Below are 21,299 nucleotides of genomic sequence, written 5' to 3'. Positions count from 1 at the left end.
GGCCCCGGTGGGAGCCGGGCCACCGTGGCCTCGGGCGCCGGGAGCGCGGCGGGCGGCGCCGCCCCGCGCTCCCCGAGGACCGCGACGGCCAGGTCGACCGCGAGCGCCGCCGTCCAGGAGAAGTCGCGTGCCCCGTGGGCACCGAGGGTGCGGGGGTCGAGGTATTCGGCGAACCCGGAACCGGCCGCGACCGTGACGGCGGTGGTCCGCAGGTCGTCCGCGGTCCGCAGCGCGCCGTGCAGCCGCAGGCCGCGTTCGACGAGCCACGCGATGTTGAACCAGGCGGGCCCCCGCCAGTACCGGGCCGGGTCGTGCTCGGGCGCCAGCAGGTCGTGGCTGGGCACCATGCGGCAGCCGCCGCCGAGGCCGAAGTGCGGTCCGATCAGGGTGCGGTGGAGCCGGTCGGCGGTGGCGGCGGGCAGCCCGGGGACGATCAGGGGGAGCAGCCCGGCCGCGCCGCGCGCGGGCAGCAGCCGGTCGTCGTGCAGGTCGCGGGCGTGGAAGAGGCCGGTCCTCTCGTCCCACAGCCGCTCCAGCAGCGATTCGGCGCGGGCGGTGGCCAGCGCGCGGTGGCCGGTGGCGTCCCGGCCGAGCGCCCCGGCGATGTCGGCGAGAGCGTGGTCGGAGGCGGCCAGCAGCGCGTTGAAGCCCGGGTCCTCCACGGCGAACCGCCGCGGTGCGGTGTCGTCGTAGCGGTCGTCGCGGTAGGCCGCGGCCAGGGCCACGTAGCGGCCGTAGTCCAGGTCGGTGGGGCGGTCGCCGGCGCTGCCGTGGTTGAGGTCGGCGCGTCGGAAGCCGCCGGGGTCGGCCGGGGCGACCCGGGCGAGCGGCCGGTCCCAGGCGGGGCTGTTGTCCATCCCGGACTCCCACGGGTGGACGATGGAGGCCAGGCCGCCGCCGCCGAGGTCGCGTACGTCGGTGAGGTAGCGCTGCCAGGCCAGCAGCGGTCGGTACAGCCCGGCGAGGAATCCCTCCCGCTCCGACCCGGCCGGGTCGGAGCGGTGGACCAGCCAGGCGGCGAGCGCGTGCACCGGCGGCTGGACGATTCCGGAGGTCTCGGCCGACCGCGGGGCGCCCCGGCCCGTGCCGGCCGTGGAGGAGCGCCAGAACCCGGGGCCGGGGAAGTACGCACCCTCGGGGACGTCCGGGTGGAAGACGATGTGCGGCACCCGGCCGTCGTCCCACTGCGCGGCGAACAGGGAGCGCAGTTCGCGCCGGGCGCGGGCGGGAGCCAGGTGGCGCAGGCCGATCGCGACGAACGCCGAGTCCCAGCTCCACTGATGCGGGTACAGCCGACGGCTCGGGACGGTGGATGCGCCGGTCCAGTTGGCACCCAGGACCCGCGCCGCCGCGTGGACGACCGCGCGGGCGTGCGCGGTTGTGGGCTCGGGCCGCTGGTCGGGGCGTGCGCCGGTGGTGAGCAGCCGAGTCCGCATTCCGCCTCCACGCCGGGGCTCCCGACACGGCCGCGCCGCATCGCTTATGCAGAAGATACCGCAGGGTTACGTCTGCTTAACAAGCAAAAGCATGAATATTAGTACCAGGCACGTAGACGGAAAGGCGGGTCCCCGGCGGTGACACGAGGTCATGGGCAGGTCGGGACGGGAGTAGCGTGGTCCCGCCGCCCAGCTGTTCGGACGCCGGGCGGAGCCTTCGTCGTCGCCACCGGGGACCGGGAGTCCGTCATGAACCAGGGGAGCGCGGGCCAGCTGCTGCAGCTGATCCGCAGTGGCCGCGCCACCACCCGGGGCGAGTTGCGGCGCGTCACCTCCCTCTCCCGCTCCACGGTGGGTGCCCGGCTCGACCAGCTCTTCGGCGCCGGCTGGGTGCGGGAGGCGGGCGGGCCGGCCGGGACCTCCACCGGCGGTCGCCCCGCGCTGCGGCTGGAGTTCGACACCTCGCACGCCGTCGTCCTCGCCGCTGACCTCGACACCCGGCACGCCCGCGTCGCCGTGACCGACCTCGGCGGGGCCGTCCTCGCCGAGCGGACGGCCCGGCTGGTCGTCGAGGACGGCCCCGCGGTGGTGCTGCCGCTGCTCGCCCGGCTCGGCGCCGCCGTGCTCGGCGAGGCGTCGCGCCCCGCGCACGCCGTCTGCGGAGTGGGGCTCGCGGTGCCCGGCCCGGTGGACGACGGGCGGCTGGTCCAGCCGCCGATCATGCCGGGATGGGACGGCCACCCCGTCGCCGCCCTCCTCGGCGCGCGCCTCGCGGAGGAGGCCGGCACCCCGACCGGCCTGCCGGTGCTGGTGGAGAACGACGCCAACCTCATGGCCTACGCCGAACAGCGCCACGGCCACCCCGACTGCTCGGCGTTCCTGCTGGTCAAGGTGGCCACCGGCATAGGTGCCGGGCTGGTGGTCGACGGCGGTGTCTACCGAGGCGTCGACGGCGGGGCGGGCGACATCGGACACATCCGCCTGGCGGACGCCCCCGACGCCCTCTGCCGCTGCGGCTCCTACGGCTGCCTCGCGGCGGTCGCCAGCGGCCGGGCGCTGGCGGAGCAGCTGACGGCGCTGGGCGTGCCGGCGCAGACGGCGGCGGAGGTGCGGGAGCTGCTGGCGGACGGCCGCCCGGAAGCGGTGCGGCTGGCGCGGGAGGCGGGGCGCCGCGTCGGCGAGGTGCTGGCGACGGTGGTGTCGCTGATCAACCCGGGGGTGCTGATGATCGCGGGTGACCTCGCGGGGCCGCCGTTCCTCACCGGGGTGCGTGAGCTGCTCTACCAGCGGGCGATGCCCCGCACCACCGTCCACCTCCAGATGGTGACCTCGCGACTGGGGGAGCGGGCCGGGCTGCTGGGCGCCGCGACGATGGTCGTCGATCTGCTGTACGGCGCGGAGCAGGCCGACGCCCGGCTCGCCGCGGCGGTCCCGGACGCGGCACCGGGACCAGGGGTACGCGCCGCGGGGTGACGGGACCCGCCGCCCGGCGCGCGGCCCGCCGCCGACTCGCCGGGGGTGGCCGTTCGGGTGACGCTGGGGAGGACCGAACAACGCCGTCTCCCCGTCGGCAGCGCCCACCGCGCGGCCAGACGGCGGTCGCGGCACTCGACGCGCAGCGAGGCGTCGGGTCCGCGGCCGTGGCGGGGCGGCCGTCCCGGAGGAGTGGAGCACCGTGCCGCACACCCGGACCCACGCGCCGCCCACCGCACCCGGCGCGACCGGACCCGCAGCGCCCGCCGACCCCGGTCGTCCGGAGCGCCGCCCGCGCTACGTCTACGACTTCGCCGAGGGCGACCGCTGGATGGCCGACCTCCTCGGCGGCAAGGGCGCCAACCTCGCGGAGATGACCCGCCTCGGCCTGCCCGTCCCTCCGGGGTTCACCATCACCACCGAGGCGTGCCGTTCCTATCTGAGCACCGGGCGGGAGCCGGCGACGCTCCGGGAGGAGATCGGGGACCACCTCGCGGCGTTGGAGCGGCGGATGGGCCGCCGACTGGGCCGCGGGGCGGACCCGCTGCTGGTGTCGGTCCGCTCCGGTGCCCGGTTCTCGATGCCGGGGATGATGGAGACCGTCCTGGACGTGGGGCTGTCCGACACCTCGGTGCGGGCCCTCGCCGGACAGGCGGGCGACGACCGGTTCGCCTGGGACTCCTACCGGCGGCTCATCCAGATGTTCGGCCGCACCGTGCTCGGGATCGACGGCTCCCACTTCGACGCCGAGCTGGAGGCCGCCCGGCGCGAGGAGGGCGTCGAGGCCGACGCGTCGCTGCCCGCCGTCCGACTGCGGGCGCTGGTCGAGGAGTTCAAGCGGATCACCCGGGTCCACGGTGGCCGTGACTTCCCGCAGGACCCGCGCGAGCAGCTGACCCTCGCCGTGGACGCCGTCTTCGACTCCTGGAACACCGACCGCGCCCGGCGCTACCGGCGGCAGGAGCACATCCCCGACGATCTCGGCACCGCCGTGTCGGTCTGCGCCATGGTCTTCGGCAACCTCGGGCCCGACTCCGGCACCGGCGTGGCCTTCACCCGGGACCCCGCCACCGGGCGGACCGGCGTGTACGGCGACTACCTGCGCAACGCCCAGGGCGAGGACGTCGTCGCGGGCTACCGGAACACCGTGCCGCTCGCGGAGCTGGAACGGATCGACCCCGGGTCCCACCGGCGACTCACCGAGATCATGGCCACCCTGGAGCGGCACTACCTCGACCTCTGCGACATCGAGTTCACCATCGAGCGGGGCACGCTCTGGATGCTCCAGACCCGCGTCGGCAAACGGACCGCGGCGGCGGCGTTCCGCATCGCGGCGGACCTCGCCGAGCAGGAGGTCATCGACGACGACGAGGCGCTGAGGCGGGTCGACGGCTCCCAGCTGGCACAGCTCATGTTCCCGCACTTCGACCCCGCGCACCGGGGCGAGCCGGTGGCGCGCGGCGTGCCCGCCTCCCCGGGAGCGGCCGTCGGCGCTGCCGTCTTCGACTCCGCGCGGGCCGCGGCGCGGGCGGCGCGCGGTGAGCGGGTCGTCCTGGTGCGGCGCGAGACCAACCCGGACGACCTGGACGGCATGCTCGCAGCCGAGGGCGTCCTCACCTCCCGGGGAGGCAAGACCTCCCACGCCGCCGTGGTGGCGCGCGGGATGGGGCGGACCTGTGTCTGCGGCGCCGAGGGCATCGTCGTGGACGCGGACGCCCGGCGGGCCACGGTGCCGGGCGGCGGGGTGATCGAGGAGGGGGACGTCCTGTCGGTGGACGGTACCGACGGCAGCGTCCACCTCGGCGAGGTGCCGGTGGTGCCGTCCACGGTGGTGGAGTACTTCGAGAACGGCGGCACCCCCACCGGGGCGGACCCCACCACCGGCGAGGATCCCGACGACGGCCGGGACGACGCTCTGGTGCGGGCGGTGGACCGGCTGATGCGCCACGCCGACCGGCGCCGGGTCCTGGGGGTGCGGGCCAACGCCGACACCGGCCGCGACGCCCGCCGCGCCGCGCGGTTCGGGGCGGCCGGCGTCGGACTCTGCCGCACCGAGCACATGTTCCTCGGCGAGCGGCGCCGGCTGGTGGAGCGGCTGGTCCTGGCCGTGACCGACCGGGAGCGCGAGGAGGTGCTCGCGGAACTCCTGCCGCTGCAACGGGCGGACTTCACGGAGCTGCTCGCCGCGATGGACGGCATGCCGGTCACTGTCCGGCTGCTGGACCCGCCGCTGCACGAGTTCCTGCCCGACATCACCGAGCTCTCCGTCCGGGTGGCCCGTGCCGGGGACGAGGGCGACGACAGCCGCGACCACCGCCTGCTGCGGGCCGTGCGGCGGCTCCACGAGCAGAACCCGATGCTGGGCCTGCGCGGGGTCCGGCTCGGACTGGTGGTGCCCGGCCTCTTCGCGATGCAGGTCAGGGCGGTCGCCGAGGCAGCGGCGGACCGCCGCGCCGCCGGGGGCGACCCGCGCCCGGAGATCATGGTCCCCCTGGTGGCCGCGGCACGGGAGCTGGAGATCGTGCGTGAGGAGGCGGAACGGGTCCTCGCGGAGGTCGCGGCGCGCCGGGGGTCGGTGCCCACGGTGCCCGTCGGCACCATGATCGAGCTGCCGCGTGCCGCGCTGACCGCCGGAGAGATCGCGGGCGCCGCCGACTTCTTCTCGTTCGGCACCAACGACCTCACACAGACCGTGTGGGGGTTCTCCCGGGACGACGTCGAGGGCAGCTTCTTCGCCGGCTACCTGGAGCGGGGCGTCTTCCCCGTGTCGCCGTTCGAGACGATCGACGCCGCCGGTGTCGGCACCCTGGTGCGCACCGCCGCGCGCACCGGTCGGGCCACCTCACCGGACCTCGGGCTCGGCGTGTGCGGCGAGCACGGCGGCGACCCGGCGTCGGTGCGGTTCTTCCACGAGGCCGGTCTGGACTACGTCTCCTGCTCGCCGTTCCGGGTGCCGGTGGCGCGGCTGGAAGCCGGTCGAGCCGCCGTCGGCGGTCGATGACCGGCCGCCGGAACGCTTCCGTCCCGCGCCCCCCGCCGTCCCGTCCCGCTCAGCGCAGGTGGCGGGTCTGGCGCGCCATGAGGGCGCTGACCGCGTCGATGCTGTCGCCCTGGCCGTAGTCGTCGGCGATGCGGTTGGGGCGGGTGAACCCGCACGAGGTGCAGCGGTGCACCACGGCCAGGCCCTTGCCCCGGGGCTGGTCGACCCGCTCGGGCCGCATCAGCCCGCGGCACTCGCTGGCGCGGTCCCCCGGGTGCTCGTCCACGTGCTTGGACCACAGGCAGTGGGGGCAGTGGTTGCGGTAGCTGCCGTTCCGCAGCGGCGTCACCGGCTGTGCGCAGTTCTCGCAGCTGAAGCCCTGGTTCTGGGCGGCTCGGCGGTCGATGGCGGTTGCTCCCGTCCGGTGGGTCCGGCCCGGGCGCGGCCCCGGCCGGGCTAGGGCGTGTCGTTCGGATCCTACGTGGGGCCGCGGCGCCTGGCACGGCCCCTCGCTGCGTCACCGGAGCGCGCGAGCACGACCGGGTACGAGCCGCGGTGCGGTGCCGTGCGACCCACCGCACCGCACCGGACGCCGCGGGCCGATCCACGAAGATCCGAACGACACGCCTAGATGCGGTCGAAGGGCGCAGCGTACCGGAACCCGCCGCGGAGCCGCGGCGTCCAGGCGGCCAGCGGACGGACCTGGAAGTAGTCGCCCCACGCCGGCTCGGGCGGGTCGATCCGGTAGTCGGTCGCCGCCCGGAAACCGAACCGGCCGTAGTAGCGGGGGCTGCCCAGAAGCGCCACCAGAGGTTCCCCGCGGGCCTCGGCCGCGCCGAGCACGGCGTGGACCAGCGCCTGGCCGATGCCGCGCCGCTGGTGGGCGGGGTGCACGCTCAGCGGACCCAGCCCCACGGCCGGGGTGCCGTCGACCGTGCCGCGGGTGCACACCACGTGGCCGCTGACCTGTCCGCCGTCGGTGACGGCCACCAGGGAGAGTTCGGGGATCCAGCCGCGGTCGTCGCGCAGCCGGGCCAGCAGTGTGGTCTCGACGGGCTCGGGATTCTCCGGCGAGGTGAACGCCGCCGTCGTCACGTGCTGGACGGACGGGATGTCGGAGGGGATCTCGCGTCGGATGAGCATCGGCACATTCTGCGTCGGACACCCGGCCCCGACAATGGGGTTTCACGGCGTGTCGCGAGGCCGGGGGCCGCTGCGGCGCCGGGTGCGGGCGGCGTCCGGTCGGTGGGGCGGGCCGGGCCGCGCCCGCCCCACCGACCGGGGCGGGGTCAGTCGGTGCGCACCTCGGTCGGGCAGACCAGCGTCCGGTCGTACCCGACGTGGCGCTCCTCACCGGTGAGCCGCAGGGGCAGGGTGTGCCTGATGTCGGTGCTGGACGCCGCCAACCGCAGTTCGAGATCCCCGGGTTCGACGATCCGCTCCGTCACGCCCAGCGGGTAGGACGCCAGGTCGGGGTGGAACCGGAACCGGACCTCGGCGCTCTCGCCCGCCGCCAGCGGCACCCGGGCGTAGCCGACGAGCCGGATCACCGGGCGCACCACGCGGGCAACGGGGTCGTGCAGGTACAGCTGCACCACCTCGGTGCCAGCGCGCCGTCCCGTGTTGCGGACCCGCATCCGCACGTCGACCGCGGTGTCGGTGGCGGTCTCCGGCGCCTCCAGGGACGCCTCCTCCCAGGCGAAGGTGGTGTACGACAGGCCGTGGCCGAAGGGGTAGAGCGGGGTGGGGTCCAGCGAGCTGGCGCCGCCGGCCTGGCCGAGCGGTGCGGCGAGGTAGCCCCAGGGCTGGCCGCCACGGTGGCGGGGTACCCCCACGGGCAGTCGGCCGGAGGGGTTGACGCGGCCGGAGAGGACGCCCGCGACCGCCGGGCCGCCCTCCTGGCCGGGGAAGAACGCCTGCACCACGGCGGCGAGCCGGTCGGCCCACCGCCCGAGGGCGTAGGGCCGGCCGCCGAGCACGATCAGCACCACCGGGATGCCGGGTCCCTCCGTGGCGGCCAGCGCGGCGTCGATGATCTCCCCCTGACTCTCGGGGAGTTCGAGCTCCGCCACGTCGCACCCCTCGCCGGAGGTGCCACGTCCGAAGAGCCCGGAGCGGTCGCCGACCACGACCAGCGCGAGGTCGGCGCCGGAGACGGTGGCGAAGACCGCCTCGGTGCCGGCGCCCGGGCGGGTGTCGGCACCGGGCAGGTCGACGGAGGTGGTGGGGGAGTCCACGGAGTCGTTGGGCGCGTCGGAGATCGGCCCGCCGCCGGCCGCCGCGACCGCGGTGGAGTGGACGAACCGGCTGCCGGGCAGTTCGCGGCAGAGTGACTGCAACAGCGTGGGCACCTCGACACCCAGCGGCAGCCCCGGGTGCTCCGTTCCCACGTGCCGGGGGAAGGTGTAGCAGCCGAGCATCGCCGCCGGGTCGTCCGCCAGCGGGCCGAGGACGGCGATCTGCCGGTGCCGTCCCAGCGGTAGTACCCCTTCGCGGTCGGCCAGCAGGACGACCGACTCCTCCGCGAGCCGGCGGGCGACGTCCCGCAGCTCGGGCGGGTCGAGGTCCACGGGTGGCGTCCGGTCGGGCGTGCCGTGCCCCTGGTAGCCCGGGTCGCCGTCCCCGTTGCTGTCGCCGTCCCCGCCGCCGGGGCCTGCGGGGTCCTGCCGCAGGACGGGCGGCTCGGGGGACCAGTCGGGGTCGAGCAGCCCCAGCTCGGCCTTCTGCGTCAGGACCCGCAACGCGGCGCGGTCCACCAGCTCCTCGGCGACCTCGCCGGAACGCACCAGCTCCGCCAGCGCCTCGCCGAAGCAGCGCACGGCCGGGAGTTCGACGTCCACACCGGCGGCGAGCGCCAGCGCACCGGCCCGGCCGGGGGAGTCGGCGACGCCGTGGGAGAGTTCCAGGAACGACACCCCGAAATAGTCGGCCACCACCGTGCCGGTGAACCCCCATTCCTCGCGCAGCAGTTGCGTCAGCAGTCCGTGATGGGCCGCTGCCGGCACCCCGTCGAGGTCGTTGTAGGCGTGCATCACCGACCGGGCGCCGCCCTCGCGCAACGCGGTCTCGAACGGCGGGAGGTAGACCTCCGCCAGCTCCCGCGGCCCGACCGCCACCGGCGCGTGGTTGCGGGCGCCCCGCGAGCCCGAGTACCCGGCGAAGTGCTTCAGCGTCGCCACGATCCCCGCCGACTCCAGTCCGCGGACGTAGGCGGCGCCGACGGTCCCCACCAGGTAGGGGTCCTCCCCGATCGTCTCCTCGGTCCGCCCCCAGCGGGGGTCGCGCGTCACGTCCAGCACCGGGGCGAGCCCCTGGTGGATCCCGACCGAGCGCAGCGAGGCGCCCACCAGGGCGGCGGCCTCCTCGACCAGTTCCGGGTCGAACGCGGCGCCCCAGGCGAGCGGGGTCGGCAGGATGGTGGCGCCCCAGGCGGTGAACCCGGTGAGGCACTCCTCGTGGGCCATCGCGGGAACGCCGAACCGGTTGGCCTCCCGGATGCGGAGCTGCGCGTCCCGCAGCGCCGCGGTGCCCTCGTCCGCCTTCACAGGCTGGGTCCCGAACGGCCGTGTGAGCTGGCCCAGTCCGTGGCGGAGCAGGCCCTGGTCGTCGATCTCCTGCGCGAGTTGCCGCTGGGAGGGCGCGACCTCCTGGCCGTCGGCCCCGGTCGCGGAGCCAGGCCAGATCGAGACGAGCTGACCCAGCCGCTCGTCGAGCGTCATGCGGTCCAGCAGGTCGGCGGCGCGTTCGGCGGCGGGGAGGGAGGTGTCCTGCCAGGGATCGGTCATGTGGCTCCTTCGAGGTCCGTGTGTCCCGTGTGTCACTGACCGCGGGTCATCGTCCGCCGACCCCCATCAGCCCGTTCACCAGTTGGCGGCGGGCCAGGAGATAGGCGGCGAAGATGGGGACGACGGACAGCACGACGGCGGCGAGGAGCGCGGGTACGTCGACCCGGAACTCGCCCACGTAGTCGTACAGTCCGAGGGTGAGGACCCGGGTGTCCCGGGACTGGGTGAGGAGGAACGGGAAGAGGAACCCGTTCCACGCCTGGAGTGCGGAGAAGACACCGACGGTGGCGATGCCCGCACGGGACATGGGAACCGTCAGGTTCAGCAGGGTCCGGAGCGGCCCGGCGCCGTCCAGGGCCATCGACTCGTAGGTCTCCTCGTCGATGTCGCGCATGGTGCCGACAAGGATCAGCACGCCGACGGGCAGCGCGAACGCCGCCGTAGGGAGGATGACCGCGGCCAGGGTGTCGTAGAAGTTCAGCTCGGTGATGATCAGGTAGACGGGGATGATGACGGCCTGGGAGGGGATGGCCAGCCCCAGCAGGAAGAGCTGGAACACCCGACGGGAGGCCTCGTTGCGGGTCCGGACCACCGAGTAGGCGACCGTCACCGCGAGCACCACGACCAGTGCTGCGCACGCCGCCGTCACCACGACGGTGTTCAGCAGGTACGTCAGGAAGTCGCCGGCCAGCACCCTGCGGTAGCTCTCCACCGAGGGCGACGTCGGCCACGCGAAGGCGCCGCGTTCGAGGTAGTCCTCCCGGGTGCGGAGCGTCGCCGACACCAGGATGTAGAGCGGGATCAGGACGATCGCCAGCCACAGCGCCGCGCCGGCACCGGCCGGGATGTTGGCGCGTCGCCACAGCGGCCGGTGCCGGCTCGCCGGTCGGGCCGTGGCGGGGGGCACAGTCTTCACATCCCCTCCCGGGTCGATCGCATGCGGCCGAAGCCGGTGAGGCGAACCATCAACAGGGAAACGCCGGTTGCGACGACCACCAGGGAGGTGGCGACGGCGCTGGCGTAACCGAGGTCGAACGCGCGGAAACCCGTCTCGTACATCAGGTACGGCACGATGGTGGTGGCGGAGCCGGGGCCGCCGCCGGTGAGGATCAGTACCGTCTCGAAGTAGGTCAGCGAGCCCACCACCATCAGCACCGACGAGGTGACGACGGTGTTCCGGAGCTGCGGCAGGGTGACGGCGAAGAACTGCCGCACGGTACCGGCTCCGTCGATCGAGGCGGCGTCGTACAGCGACCGGGGGACCTGGCGGGCGCCGCCCTGGTAGAGCAGGGCGTGGAACGGGACGAACTGCCAGGCCGCGACGAACGCGACGGCCAGGAGCGCCCCGCGCTGCGATCCCAGCACGTTGGCGTCGCCCAGCTCCAGCCACCTCGCCACGTCGGCGGCGAGGCCGAAGTTGGGGTCGAGGATCGACCGCCAGACCAGCGCCAGCGCCACCGACGAGGCGAGCAGCGGCAGGAAGAACACCGCGGACAGCACGGCGCGGGAGCGCTGGCGACCCGCGGACCAGACGCCGAGCAGCAGTGCCACCGGGGTCTGGAACAGCCAGCTCAGCAGGGTGAGCAGCAGGCTCAGCCGCAGCGCCCGGTGCATGGCGGGGTCCGACCAGAGCCGGGTCCAGTTCTCCGTGCCGCTCCAGGCGGGCGCGGAGAGCCCGTCCCAGCTGGTGAAGGAGAGCCAGGCGACGAGGACCATCGGGGCGGCGGCGAAGAGGCCGAAGAACAGCAGGCCGGGGACGGCCCAGAGGACGCCGGGGCGGCCGGTGTCCCGTGCCCGCCGTCGCCCGGCCACGGGGGCGGGCGACGGCGGGCACGGTGACTCGGCCCGCCGGGCGGGGGCGGAGGGCGGGGGCGGGCCGGACACCTAGGAGACGCCCCGCAGGGTGTCGGCGAACTCCTCGGCGGTGAGCCCGCCGCTGAAGAGGTCGTCGACCGCGTTCATCATCTCGGTGGCGGCGCGGTTGGGCAGCGCCTGGTCCCAGGACTGGGTGAAGGCAGCCGCTTCGGTGATGAGTTCGTACTGGAAGCGGGCGAACTCCGGGTCCGGGTGGTCGTCGAGGCGGTCGTCGACCCCGACCGTGCCGGGGATGTCGCCGTTGGCGACCAGAGCGGAGAGGTACGCGTCGTCGGTGGTGTGCTTCAGGAACTCCAGTGCGGCGTCGAGCTGTTCGCCTTCGAGTTCCGCGTTCACCGACCAGTAGTTGTTGGGGTTGCCCACGATCGAGGAGGCCTCGCCCGCACCGTCGGAGATGACCGGGAACGTGCCGTACCCGAGGCGCTCGCGGGCGAACTCCTCGGCGTTCGCGAGCTGGCCGCCGTACTCCCAGCTGCCCATGAGGTGCATGGCTGCGCGTCCCTGCGCGAAGTAGGTGGAGACGCCGTCGTTGGTGTAGGCGTTGGAGAGGAACGTCGAGCCGAACGCGCCGTCCTCGATGAGGTCGAGCGCGGTCTGCGCGCTGCTCACCACCGCCGGGTCGCCCCACGCCTCGGACTCGCCGCTCTCGATGCGCTGCCACACCCCCGCGCCACCTGTGCGGTCCAGCAGGTACTCCAGCCACATCAGCGAGGTCCAGGCGTCGGCGCCACCGAGCGCCACCGGGGTGATGTCCTCCGCCTGGAAGACCTCGATCAGCTCCTCCATCTCCTCCCAGGTGGTGGGCGGTTCGGCGCCGATCTGCTCGAAGAGCTCGGTGTTGTGGAAGAGGATCACGGGCTGCACGCCCCGCATCGGCACCCCGTAGACGCCGCCGTCGATCTCGGCCGCCGCGAGGACCGTGGGAACGAAGGCGTCCCGCAGCTCCTCCGTCTCGGCGAGGGTGTCGGTGAGGTCGACCAGCATGTCCTGCTGGACGAAGTCGCTGATGGAGCCGCTGCCCCAGTTGAAGAAGATGTCGGGCGCGTTGGGCGTGCCCATCGCGGTGCGCATCCGCTCCTGGTAGTTGGCGCCCGGTATCTCGACCAGTTCGAGCTGGACGTCGGAGGTCTCGTTGAAGCGTTCCACGGCCTCGGCCTGGATGTGGGTCGAGGCGTCCTGGTAGGTCCACACCTCCAGGGTCTGGGCTCGGGAGGGGCCGCCGCTGCCGCAGGCGGCAAGGGTGCCGGCCAGCAGGGCGGCGCCGGCGAGCGCGGTCGCCGGGGTTCGCAGCCGCGGGTGGAGGTCGAATGGCATCGCAGGGCACCTTCCGGAAGTTCGCCGATAATTCTCGGTGCTGGTGCGGAAGAAACGTAGGGCCGGGCGGCGGGGGCGTCAACGGGTCGGAACGGGCCATCTGACGCCATGTCGGGTAGCCGCTGGTGGGACGGGTGCGGGAGTTTTCAGGAAGCGGGCCGGGGCGGTGCCGAGACGCGGGCCGGGGCGCCCACCCCCGGCGGTGCGGGCACGACGACGCCGCCCCGGCCGCCCTCGGAGAGAGGGCGGCCGGGGCGGGGGTGCGGGCGGTGCTGCGTCAGTCGGGAGGCGGCCCGGTGGTGGTGCCACCGGTCGGTGTCGCGGGCGGGGCGGTGCTGGCGCGGATCACCAGCTCGGTGGCCAGCTCCAGGCGCGGCGAGTCCGGCGCCTCGCCGCGCGCCTGGCCCAGGACCGTGCGGGCGGCCATCTTCCCCATCTCCGCCAGCGGTTGGCGCACGGTCGTCAGCGGGGGCGAGGCCCAGCGCATCTCCGGCAGGTCGTCGAAGCCGACGACGCTCATGTCCTGCGGCACGCGCAGCCCGCGCTGGCGCAGCGCCTCGATGGCGCCCAGTGCCATCTGGTCGCTGGAGGCGAAGACCGCAGTCGGGCGCTCGGGCAGCTCCAGCAGGCGGTTGCCACCGGCGAAGCCCGCCGCGTGGTAGAAGTCCCCGGGTACCGTCAGCTCCTCGCTCACCGGCACCCCGGCGGCGGCCAGCGCCGCCCGGTGCCCGTCCATCCGGGCCCTGCTGCACAGCAGTCGGGGCGGCCCCGCGATGAAGCCGATCCGGCGGTGGCCCAGTCCGAGCAGGTGCTCGGTGGCGGCCAGCCCGCCCGCCCAGTTGGTGGCGCCGATCGTGGGTGCGTCGAGCGCGGGCGAGCCGGCGGGGTCGACCGCCACGATCGGCACGCCGAGGCGGTGGAGCTCGGCGTGGAGGACGGGCTCCAGCACGGAGGTCACCAGGATCACGCCGTCGGAGGTACGGGCCCGCAGGTTGCGCATCCACTGGCGCGCGGGGCCGGCCCGGTCGTGGATGGCGGAGACGACCACCCCCACGCCCGCCTCGTGCGCGACCTCCTCCACGCCGCGGATGATCTCCACCGCCCAGGGGCTGTCCAGGTCGTTGAAGACGAGGTCCAGCAGGGCCGCGCGGTCGCCGCCGCTGCCCGTGCGGCGACGGTAGCCGTGGCGGCGGAGCAGTTCCTCCACCCGGGCGCGGGTCTGCGGGGCCACGTCCGAGCGGCCGTTGACGACACGGGAGACGGTGGGAACCGAGACACCCGCCTCCCGTGCGATGGCCGTGATGGTCACCCGGCCGCCGTCGCGGCGCCCGTTCCCGGTCGCGTCGATGTCGCTGGTCACGCCTCTCCCGCCCGTCCGCCGCTCGCTGTGATGATCGCATTCTCCCCCGGCCCGGCCCATGGCCGGAAGAGTCGCCATGGACGTCCGGAAGTCTTTCAACTCTATTCCGGAAGTCTTGACGGACACCAGGGCGCCCTCTAGACGGAGAGGCAACACCGGTGTGATCCCGGGACGTTCGCCGCACCGCCGCACCGCCGCACCGCCGCACCGCCGCACCGCCGCACCGCCGACGTACGACACCCACGACGAGTCGCGGACGCACGCCCGTCCGCGGAGACGAAAGGGGAAACGCCATGCGCCTGGCACGCAGAGCCGCCGTCGCCATCGCCGCCGGCACGCTCCTCACCGGCCTCGCCGTCCACGGCACGGCCACCGCCACCGCCCCCGTCGCCGGGGATGCCACCCGGACCCTCACCGTCGCCCCCGCGCAGGCGGACACACTCCGGGAGGCCGCCGCCGAGCAGGGGAGGTTCATCGGCACCGCCCTCAACGACGGGCTCCTCGGCAACGCCGCCTACTCCGCCATCGCAGGCGGCGAGTTCAGCTCGGTGACCGCGGAGAACGCCATGAAGTGGGGCTCCCTGGAGCCCAATCGCGGCCAGTACAACTGGGCCGGCGCCGACCGGCTGGTCGAGTTCGCCGCCGCCCACGGCCAGCAGGTCTACGGTCACACCCTCGTCTGGCACAGCCAGCTGCCCGGCTGGGTCGAGAACGGCGGGTTCGCCCCCGCCGAACTGCGGGAGATCGTCGACAACCACATCGCGACGGTCGCCGGGCGCTACGCAGGGGAGATCGACCGCTGGGACGTCCTCAACGAGGTGTTCAACGAGAACGGCACCTTCCGCGACTCCGTCTTCCACCGCGCCTTCGGCGAGGAATACATCGCGGACGCGTTCCGCGCCGCCCACGCCGCGGACCCCGAGGCGGCGCTGTTCATCAACGACTACAACACCGACGGGATCAACGCGAAGAGCGACGCCATGTACCGGCTGGTCTCGTCGCTGCTGGCCGACGGCGTCCCCGTCCACGGAGTCGGCTTCCAGTCCCACATGATCCTGGGCCAGATGCCGTCCACCTACCGGGCCAACCTCCAGCGCTTCTCCGACCTCGGCCTGGAGGTCGTCGTCACCGAGCTGGACATCCGGATGAACACCCCCTCGGACGCGGCCCGCCTGGACCAGCAGGCAGACCAGTACCGGCAGGTGATCGGCGACTGCCTCGCGGTGAGCGGCTGTTCGGGGGTGACCGTCTGGGGAGTCAGCGACCGGGACTCCTGGATTCCCGGCGTCTTCCCGGGCGAGGGCGCGGCCAACCTGTACGACGACGACTACCGGCCCAAGCCCGCCTACGGGGCCGTGCTGGACGCGCTCGGCGGCGCGCCCGGCCCCGACCCGACGGACCCCGATCCGACGGACCCCGACCCGACCGATCCCGGGACGCCGGCCGGGTGCACCGCCGCCTACCGCGTCGTGAGTTCCTGGGGCGGCGGTTCCGTGGTGGAGGTCTCGGTCACCACCGCGGCGGCCCTCGACGGCTGGCAGGCCCGGTTCACGCTTCCCGCCGGGGCCCGCGTCACCAACGGGTGGAACGCGGTGTTCGCGACGTCCGGCGGAGCCGTGACGGCCTCGCACGTCGCCCACAACCGGGCCGTCCCCGCCGGCGGCACCGTCGGCTTCGGGTTCCAGGCCGACACCGGCGCCCACGCGGCCCCGGTGGTCGCGCTCAACGGCGCGGAGTGCGAGCGGCGTTGACCCATGACCGCCGGCCCGCACCACCCCCGCGGGCCGGCGCCCCGCCCCCGGCCCCGCCCGGCCGGGGGCGGGATCTCACTCCTCGTCCCACACCCCGCTCGCCGCGGTCCGCCGCACGTACTCCGAGAAGTCGCGCGGCGGACGGCCCACCGCGCGCAGCACACCGTCCGCCGGGTCGGAGCACGAACCGTCCAGCGTCTCCCGGAGCGTTCCCATGGCGGCCGACGCCTCCGCCCGGCTCGCGCCGCGGGCGACCATCTCCGAGAGGTAGGCGGAGCGCGACATCGGCCGGTACCGCACCTCCCGGCCCGCCGCCCAGCCGATCTCCGCGACGGCCTCCCGGAACGTCAGCGCGCGGGGGCCGGTCAGCGTGTAGACCTGCCCTGCGTGCCCGGGACCGGTCAGCGCCGCGACCGCGGCGTCGGCCAGGTCGGCCAGGTCCACGAAGGGCTCGGCCACCTCGCCGGCGGGCAGGGAGACCGTGCCGCGCAGCACCTCGGGCAGCAGGAAGTCCTCCGAGAAGTTCTGGGCGAACCAGCAGCCCCGCAGCATCGTCCACCCGGTGCCGGTGCCCGCCAGGGCGGCGACCACCGACTCCTCGGCCCGCGCGGCGCTGCTCATGCCCCGCCCGGAGAGCACCACCAGCCGTTCCGCACCCGCCGTCGCCGCCGCCCGCGCCAGCGCGCCCAGCCTCTCGGGGGCGGCGGGGTCGCTGAGGTCCGGCGCGTAGGCCGCGTACACGGCACGGGCACCGGCCAGGACAGCCGGCCACCCGGCGGGGTCCTGCCAGTCGAACGGCGCCGTCGCCGCCGCCCGGGAACCGACGCGCACCCGCAGCCGCATCGCGCGCAGCCGTCCGGCGACCCGCCGCCCGGTCTTCCCGGTTCCTCCCAGGACCAGCACGTCGGGTCCCGTGTCCGTCGTGCCGTCCCGCCCCGCAGGGGCCCCACCGCCGGGGCCGAGCAGGGCGCAGTCCGTGAGATGGCCGCCCCTGCGGCGCCCCGGACCCCCACCCGTTGCGGCCCCGTTGTCCGCATCGTTGTTCATGGGGAAAGTCAACCCTGTCCGCCGCCCGGTGCCGTGCACCCGCGCCGACCTCCAGGGCGCCGACACGTCGATCCACAGGTTGCTCGGCGCCATCTGCGCTCTTCAGGGCGGCAGTTGACGACTGCTTCGTCGGCCTGCGTCAGCCGGGCGGCAGCCCGGTGCCACACGAAAGGGCGACGCGGGCGTCCGCCCTCGCCGCGGCCCGTCCCGACCGCCCCTCGGCCTCCTCTCCCGAAGGGCCGGAGGACCCTCACCGCGGGCAACCGGTGTCCGGGTCGCGATCCCGTCCTTCGCCCAGTGAGCCGATGAGGAAGGAGCACCGCGGCTGTGCCGCGACGTCCCGGATGTCGTCCAGCGTCAGCACCGCCAGGCCCCGGTTGTCCCCGATGCGGCCGTCGGTGAAGTCGATCTCCCCGGTCGCCCCTTGGAAGACGGAGTCCCGCAGGTGCTGCGCCACCGCGGCGCGGTGCGGCGGCCCGGGGGGCTCGCCCTCCGCCGGAAGCCGGTGCAGCTGGCCGACGGCGCCGACCAGCATGCCCGCCGCGTCGTAGGCCACCCCGCTGCGCTCGGCCGGCCAGGGCATCCTGCCCTCGTCCCCGCCCGCTGCCTGCCGTTCCGCGTGCAGCTCCGAGAACCCGGCGCAGAACGCGTTCAGCGGTGTGCCGCCGGGTGCGCCGGCGGGCACCCCGCCGTCCCGGCACTCCTGCCCGGCGAGGGTCACCAGGGCCCCCAGGCCGACGTAGGAGACGGCCACCCGCGCCAGCCTGGCGTCGGTGCCACGGTCGGGCTGCGCCACGAACCGGGAGACGGAGTCACTGGCCACGATCCGGGGCAGCTGTTCCGTGCCCCCCGCGCAGCCGCTCGCAGCCTGTCGCAGATAGTCCCCGAAGTCCGCCTCCCTGCCCACGTAGAAGACCATCTCGTCGGAGCGGTCCTCCTCGGAACAGAGCTTCGGCACGTCGCGGGGTCTCCGGTCCCAGCCCCCGTGCACCACCTCGATGCCACGCTTCGCGGCCCTCGTCTCCGTCTCCCGCACCAGGGTCGCCACGTAGCCGTCATTCGTGTCGACGGGGGGATGGTGGAGGATCAGCCGCTCGGCGCCCTCGTGCACGGCGTACCGCGTCACCAGTTCCGCCTGGAGCTGGTTGCTCGGGACCATCTGGAAGTACAGCGCGGAGCGTTGGGCCAGACCGGTGCCGGTCAGTGTCGTTCCGACCACCGGCACGCCGACGTCGCCGAGGGTGGTGATCGCCAGTTCCGTCTGCTCGACGGTGCGGTCCATGCCGGTGACGGCCACCACCGTCGCGTCGTCCGCGGCGAGCGGGGCGAGCATCTCCCGCGCCACCATCGCGGCATGGCCCATGCTGTCGCCGCCGTTGGCGACCACCACGCGCAGCAGCGGCTCCCCCTCGGAGGGGATGTTCTGCTGCCGTTGGCGCAGGACCAGCCCCTCCAACTCCTCCGCCGAGGCGTGATCGGTGTCGGCTTTCGTCTTTTCGTTGGTGAGACCGACGAAGTGCACCACCGTCAGGAACGCGCGGTCGGGCTGCTGCGCGTGCAGTCGCTTGGCCTTCTCGTTCTCCGCGAAGACGGCCTCCTGGGCAGCGCGGAGTCGGTCGTTCTTCCCGAAGACCTGGGCCGTGCTGTCGCTGTACCCGACGCACTGGGTGCCGTCGCCGTCGCCCAGTTCGGCGACCCGGACGGAGACCCCGTCGTGGGACCGGGCGCCGAAGTAGGAGCATCCGGCGGCCCAGCTCTCCCGCACCTGCCACGCCGGTACGGCCAGTGCCACCAGCAGGACGAGGGCCAGCGCGGCCTCGGCGACCCCGCGACGTGCCGGTGGGAAGGGGCGCCGCGCCCGGAGGTCGGTCAGCGGGTTCGCGGGTCGGCGCGGCGGCGCGGCGGTCGTGCCCGCCGTCGGCGCCTCCTCGTCGCGGTGGCGCGCCGGCCGACCGCGCAGCCGCCGCGTGGCGACCGGCGGGGCCACCGGAGCCGGGGGCGGGGTGGCTCCCAGCCAGAGGTAACGCGCGTAGCGGTCGAAGCGCTGCCGCCGCAGCGGAAGGTTCTCGCGCCAGGTCCGCAGCGCCAGTTCCGCCGCCGCCGGGGGGTGGTTGGCCGGGGGCATGGGGTCGGGCCAGCCGGCACCGGCCGCCACGACCAGCAGCGGGTCGTGCTCACCGGTCTCGTTGCGTACGTCGTTGATGAGCTGGAGCAGCTCCCAACCACCGTTTTCCGGGGTGATGTTGTCGAGGAGCAGCGTCGTGTAGGCGGTGCGGCGCAGGCCGGCGCGGCGCGGCAGCACGCGCCGGTGGCGGCGCCGGTAGGCCGCCCGCAGGTCCTCCAGGAACGCGTGGACGAGCAGCTTCTTGACCTGCGACTCGTCCTCCCGTTCCCGGTGGGGGAGGGTCAGCCGCTCCGCGAACCCCTGGATGTCGCGGGAGTGGGCGGGTACCGCGTAGGGCTGCCGCATCAGCCAGCGTGCCTGGCGGCGGACACCGGTCACGCGCATGCCGAGACGGCCGGTGAGGGTCAGCACCAGCCACAGGGCGGTCCGGGCGGGGAGTGTGGGGACGTCCTCGACCACCGGGGCGACGCCGGAGCCGTCGTTGGCGGTGTGCGGCCCCCGGCCGCTCCAGCGGCGCAGCAGCTCGGTCATCCGGCGGCGGCGGTTCCCGCCGGGGTCCCGGTCGAGACGCTGGGTGGTCAGCCATTCCACGAGGCGGTAGCGGTCGAAGGCCGGCTGGTGGTAAGGGCCGAAGGCGTCGAGTTCCAGTTTCTCGCGCGCGGCGGTCAGCAGTGGCAGGGGCGGGAGCGCCCCCTCGGAGGCCTCGGCCGCCGTGTGCACGGACTCGGCGTCCACGCGGGCGAACGCGAGACCGCGCGTGGAGGCGAACCGTTCCGCGAACGGGACGAGGACGTTCCGGCGACCCGCGCCGACCACACAGATCAGTGGCAGCGGGCGGTCGCCGCGCACGGTGCGGCCCTCGCCGTGCTCCTTGCCGGTCAGTGCGGGGCGCTGGATCAGCTCCGCTATGACCGACTCCAGTTCCTCGTCCCCCGCAAAGCCCGTGGAGTCCATCGGCATGAGGCCAGAGCGTAGTGGCGTACCGGGGTTTTCGGGGCCGAACGTGCGTGATTTCAGGGAGCGTTGGCCTCCCTCGGTGGACCGGTGGTGCGCCGGGGGCGGTCGGGACCCGAGTGCGCTGCCGGCGCTACCCGGCACCGCCCTCGGCGCCCGACCGCGCCCGGGAAGGCGGCGGCCAGGGGTCCGCCGCACCGGTCCGCCGCCGCACGTGTCCGTCGTGCTCGGTCAGACGGCGGTGACCGCCGTCAGCAGCACCGCGGCGTGACCGTCGGCCCGCAGCCCGTGCCGGTTGCGGGGCAGCTCGGTCACCACCCCCGCGGGCAGTTCCCGCTCCTCCTCGCCCTCGGTGAGCCGGACCGTGCCGCGCAGCACGTGGAGACTGGCTGCCGGCGGGCTGTCGTGCTCGCCCAGCTCGGTGCCGTCCCGCAGCGCGATCACCGACTGCCGCAGCGGGCCGTCGTGGAGGAACAGGTGGGCGCTGCGGCCGTGCTCTGCCGTCAGCGCTCGGCGCAGGTGCTCGTCTACCAGCGCGTTGATGTCTTCCATGGCGGCTCCCGGGGTAAGCGCCGTGTGGCGCGCCGTTCCTCCATGGTGACCGGCCCCGGCACGCCCGCAACCGAGCGCGGTGGGCGGCGGGGCCGGACCGGGGCGCCGCACCGTGCGCGCGTCCGCGCGCACGGACCACGAGACCGGTGCGGAACCCGCACGGAAGGCGGCATCGATGACCTGGACGGCCGACCCGGCGAACGCAGCACCCGCCCCCGAGGTGCTGGCGGTGACCACCACCACCGACGATCCGGAGCGGGCCGCCGACCTGGCCGGGCGTGCGGTCGAACTGCGGCTGGCGGCCTGCGCCCAGGTGGGCTCGCCGATCACCTCCTTCTACCGGTGGCAGGGCGAGACCCACCGCGACCAGGAGTGGCCGGTGGTCTTCAAGACGACGGCGGCCCGCTACCGGGAGTTGGAGACCTACCTGCGCGAGGCGCACAGCTACGACGAGCCGCAGATCGTCGCCGTCTCCGTGACCCGGGGCAGCCCCGGCTACCTGGAGTGGGTGGCCACGGAGACCGCGGCCCACGACGACCTCCCCTGACCGGCGTCCGTCCGGTCCCGACACCACCTGTCCGCCCGCCGACCCGCCCCGCCGTGGCGCGCGGGCGGGCGCGGCCGGCCGCCGGAGCGGCGCGCCGTGC

General features: G+C 74.6%; 15 protein-coding genes. 4 read left to right on the top strand and 11 right to left on the bottom strand.

The genetic code is table 11. The annotated features are described in order from the left end of the window. On the bottom strand, positions 1 to 1,436 hold a 1,436-nt coding region (locus HCJ92_RS11415; protein ID WP_209310997.1), incomplete at its 3' end, for an MGH1-like glycoside hydrolase domain-containing protein. A gap of 249 nt (positions 1,437 to 1,685) precedes the next feature. On the opposite strand from HCJ92_RS11415, the gene HCJ92_RS11410 reads away from it, so the two are divergent. Both HCJ92_RS11410 and ppdK read left to right on the top strand, forming a co-directional pair. Beyond that, positions 1,686 to 2,909: an ROK family protein gene (locus tag HCJ92_RS11410; RefSeq protein ID WP_167933393.1), complete on the top strand. Its 1,224-nt coding sequence runs from the start codon at positions 1,686 to 1,688 to the stop codon at positions 2,907 to 2,909. Between the two features lie 202 nt (positions 2,910 to 3,111). Next, positions 3,112 to 5,910: a pyruvate, phosphate dikinase gene (gene ppdK / locus HCJ92_RS11405; RefSeq protein ID WP_338054128.1), complete on the top strand. Its 2,799-nt coding sequence runs from the start codon at positions 3,112 to 3,114 to the stop codon at positions 5,908 to 5,910. 49 nt (positions 5,911 to 5,959) lie between these two features. Here the strand turns inward: ppdK and HCJ92_RS11400 are convergent, their stop codons facing one another. The 7 genes from HCJ92_RS11400 to HCJ92_RS11370 all read right to left on the bottom strand — a co-directional run bounded on the left by HCJ92_RS11400 (position 5,960) and on the right by HCJ92_RS11370 (position 14,223). Next, on the bottom strand, positions 5,960 to 6,295 hold the full coding sequence (locus HCJ92_RS11400; RefSeq protein ID WP_167933398.1) for an RNHCP domain-containing protein: 336 nt from the start codon (positions 6,293 to 6,295) through the stop codon (positions 5,960 to 5,962). 221 nt (positions 6,296 to 6,516) lie between these two features. Further along, positions 6,517 to 7,032, bottom strand: coding sequence for a GNAT family N-acetyltransferase (locus HCJ92_RS11395; RefSeq protein WP_167933392.1), 516 nt, complete (start codon positions 7,030 to 7,032; stop codon positions 6,517 to 6,519). A 146-nt stretch (positions 7,033 to 7,178) separates the two neighbouring features. Next, positions 7,179 to 9,674 (bottom strand): glycoside hydrolase family 3 N-terminal domain-containing protein, encoded by a 2,496-nt coding sequence (locus HCJ92_RS11390; protein WP_167933391.1) that lies wholly within the window; start codon positions 9,672 to 9,674, stop codon positions 7,179 to 7,181. Between the two features lie 46 nt (positions 9,675 to 9,720). Next, on the bottom strand, positions 9,721 to 10,590 hold the full coding sequence (locus HCJ92_RS11385; RefSeq protein ID WP_420824697.1) for a carbohydrate ABC transporter permease: 870 nt from the start codon (positions 10,588 to 10,590) through the stop codon (positions 9,721 to 9,723). Further along, on the bottom strand, positions 10,587 to 11,486 hold the full coding sequence (locus HCJ92_RS11380; RefSeq protein WP_338054127.1) for a carbohydrate ABC transporter permease: 900 nt from the start codon (positions 11,484 to 11,486) through the stop codon (positions 10,587 to 10,589). Before HCJ92_RS11380 ends, HCJ92_RS11385 begins: the two co-directional genes overlap by 4 nt. A 72-nt stretch (positions 11,487 to 11,558) precedes the next feature. Further along, positions 11,559 to 12,863: an extracellular solute-binding protein gene (locus HCJ92_RS11375; RefSeq protein WP_167933390.1), complete on the bottom strand. Its 1,305-nt coding sequence runs from the start codon at positions 12,861 to 12,863 to the stop codon at positions 11,559 to 11,561. Positions 12,864 to 13,140: 277 nt separating this feature from the next. After that, a complete protein-coding gene (locus HCJ92_RS11370; protein WP_338054126.1) occupies positions 13,141 to 14,223 on the bottom strand; it encodes a LacI family DNA-binding transcriptional regulator in 1,083 nt (360 codons plus the stop codon). A gap of 293 nt (positions 14,224 to 14,516) precedes the next feature. Here HCJ92_RS11370 and HCJ92_RS11365 point away from each other — a divergent pair, with 293 nt between their 5' ends. Beyond that, complete coding sequence (locus HCJ92_RS11365; protein WP_167933389.1) at positions 14,517 to 15,974, top strand: endo-1,4-beta-xylanase; 1,458 nt, start codon at positions 14,517 to 14,519, stop codon at positions 15,972 to 15,974. A gap of 75 nt (positions 15,975 to 16,049) precedes the next feature. On the opposite strand, the gene HCJ92_RS11360 is transcribed toward HCJ92_RS11365, so the two are convergent. The 3 genes from HCJ92_RS11360 to HCJ92_RS11350 form a co-directional block, all read right to left on the bottom strand. After that, a complete protein-coding gene (locus HCJ92_RS11360) occupies positions 16,050 to 17,021 on the bottom strand; it encodes a Rossmann-fold NAD(P)-binding domain-containing protein (protein ID WP_245240791.1) in 972 nt (323 codons plus the stop codon). Between the two features lie 250 nt (positions 17,022 to 17,271). Beyond that, positions 17,272 to 20,106 carry a type 1 periplasmic-binding domain-containing protein gene (locus HCJ92_RS11355; RefSeq protein ID WP_167933388.1) on the bottom strand — a complete coding sequence of 945 codons (2,835 nt, stop codon included), beginning with the start codon at positions 20,104 to 20,106 and terminating at the stop codon, positions 17,272 to 17,274. A gap of 225 nt (positions 20,107 to 20,331) precedes the next feature. Beyond that, entirely contained in the window at positions 20,332 to 20,652 is a 321-nt protein-coding gene (locus HCJ92_RS11350) for a cupin domain-containing protein (RefSeq protein WP_167933387.1), read from the bottom strand. Between the two features lie 175 nt (positions 20,653 to 20,827). Between HCJ92_RS11350 and cutA the strand changes: the two genes are divergently transcribed. After that, on the top strand, positions 20,828 to 21,199 hold the full coding sequence (gene cutA / locus HCJ92_RS11345) for a divalent-cation tolerance protein CutA (RefSeq protein ID WP_167933386.1): 372 nt from the start codon (positions 20,828 to 20,830) through the stop codon (positions 21,197 to 21,199). Positions 21,200 to 21,299: the final 100 nt, after the last annotated feature.

The sequence above is a fragment of the Streptomyces spiramenti genome, assembly GCF_012034385.1.
In the GTDB taxonomy this organism is placed as follows: Bacteria; Actinomycetota; Actinomycetes; order Streptomycetales; family Streptomycetaceae; genus Streptomyces; species Streptomyces spiramenti.
The sequence above is the reverse complement of the archived record's forward strand: the minus strand, read 5'-3'. Positions and strand labels throughout refer to the sequence as shown.

Bases quoted from the DNA above. Each gene is read 5' to 3' on its own strand.
- HCJ92_RS11395 (WP_167933392.1), bottom strand. From the start codon at position 7,032: ATGCTCATCCGACGCGAGATCCCCTCCGACATCCCGTCCGTCCAGCAC.
- HCJ92_RS11350 (WP_167933387.1), bottom strand. From the start codon at position 20,652: ATGGAAGACATCAACGCGCTGGTAGACGAGCACCTGCGCCGAGCGCTG.
- HCJ92_RS11355 (WP_167933388.1), bottom strand. From the start codon at position 20,106: ATGCCGATGGACTCCACGGGCTTTGCGGGGGACGAGGAACTGGAGTCG.
- HCJ92_RS11360 (WP_245240791.1), bottom strand. From the start codon at position 17,021: ATGAACAACGATGCGGACAACGGGGCCGCAACGGGTGGGGGTCCGGGG.
- cutA (WP_167933386.1), top strand. From the start codon at position 20,828: ATGACCTGGACGGCCGACCCGGCGAACGCAGCACCCGCCCCCGAGGTG.
- HCJ92_RS11365 (WP_167933389.1), top strand. From the start codon at position 14,517: ATGCGCCTGGCACGCAGAGCCGCCGTCGCCATCGCCGCCGGCACGCTC.
- HCJ92_RS11375 (WP_167933390.1), bottom strand. From the start codon at position 12,863: ATGCCATTCGACCTCCACCCGCGGCTGCGAACCCCGGCGACCGCGCTC.
- HCJ92_RS11390 (WP_167933391.1), bottom strand. From the start codon at position 9,674: ATGACCGATCCCTGGCAGGACACCTCCCTCCCCGCCGCCGAACGCGCC.
- HCJ92_RS11410 (WP_167933393.1), top strand. From the start codon at position 1,686: ATGAACCAGGGGAGCGCGGGCCAGCTGCTGCAGCTGATCCGCAGTGGC.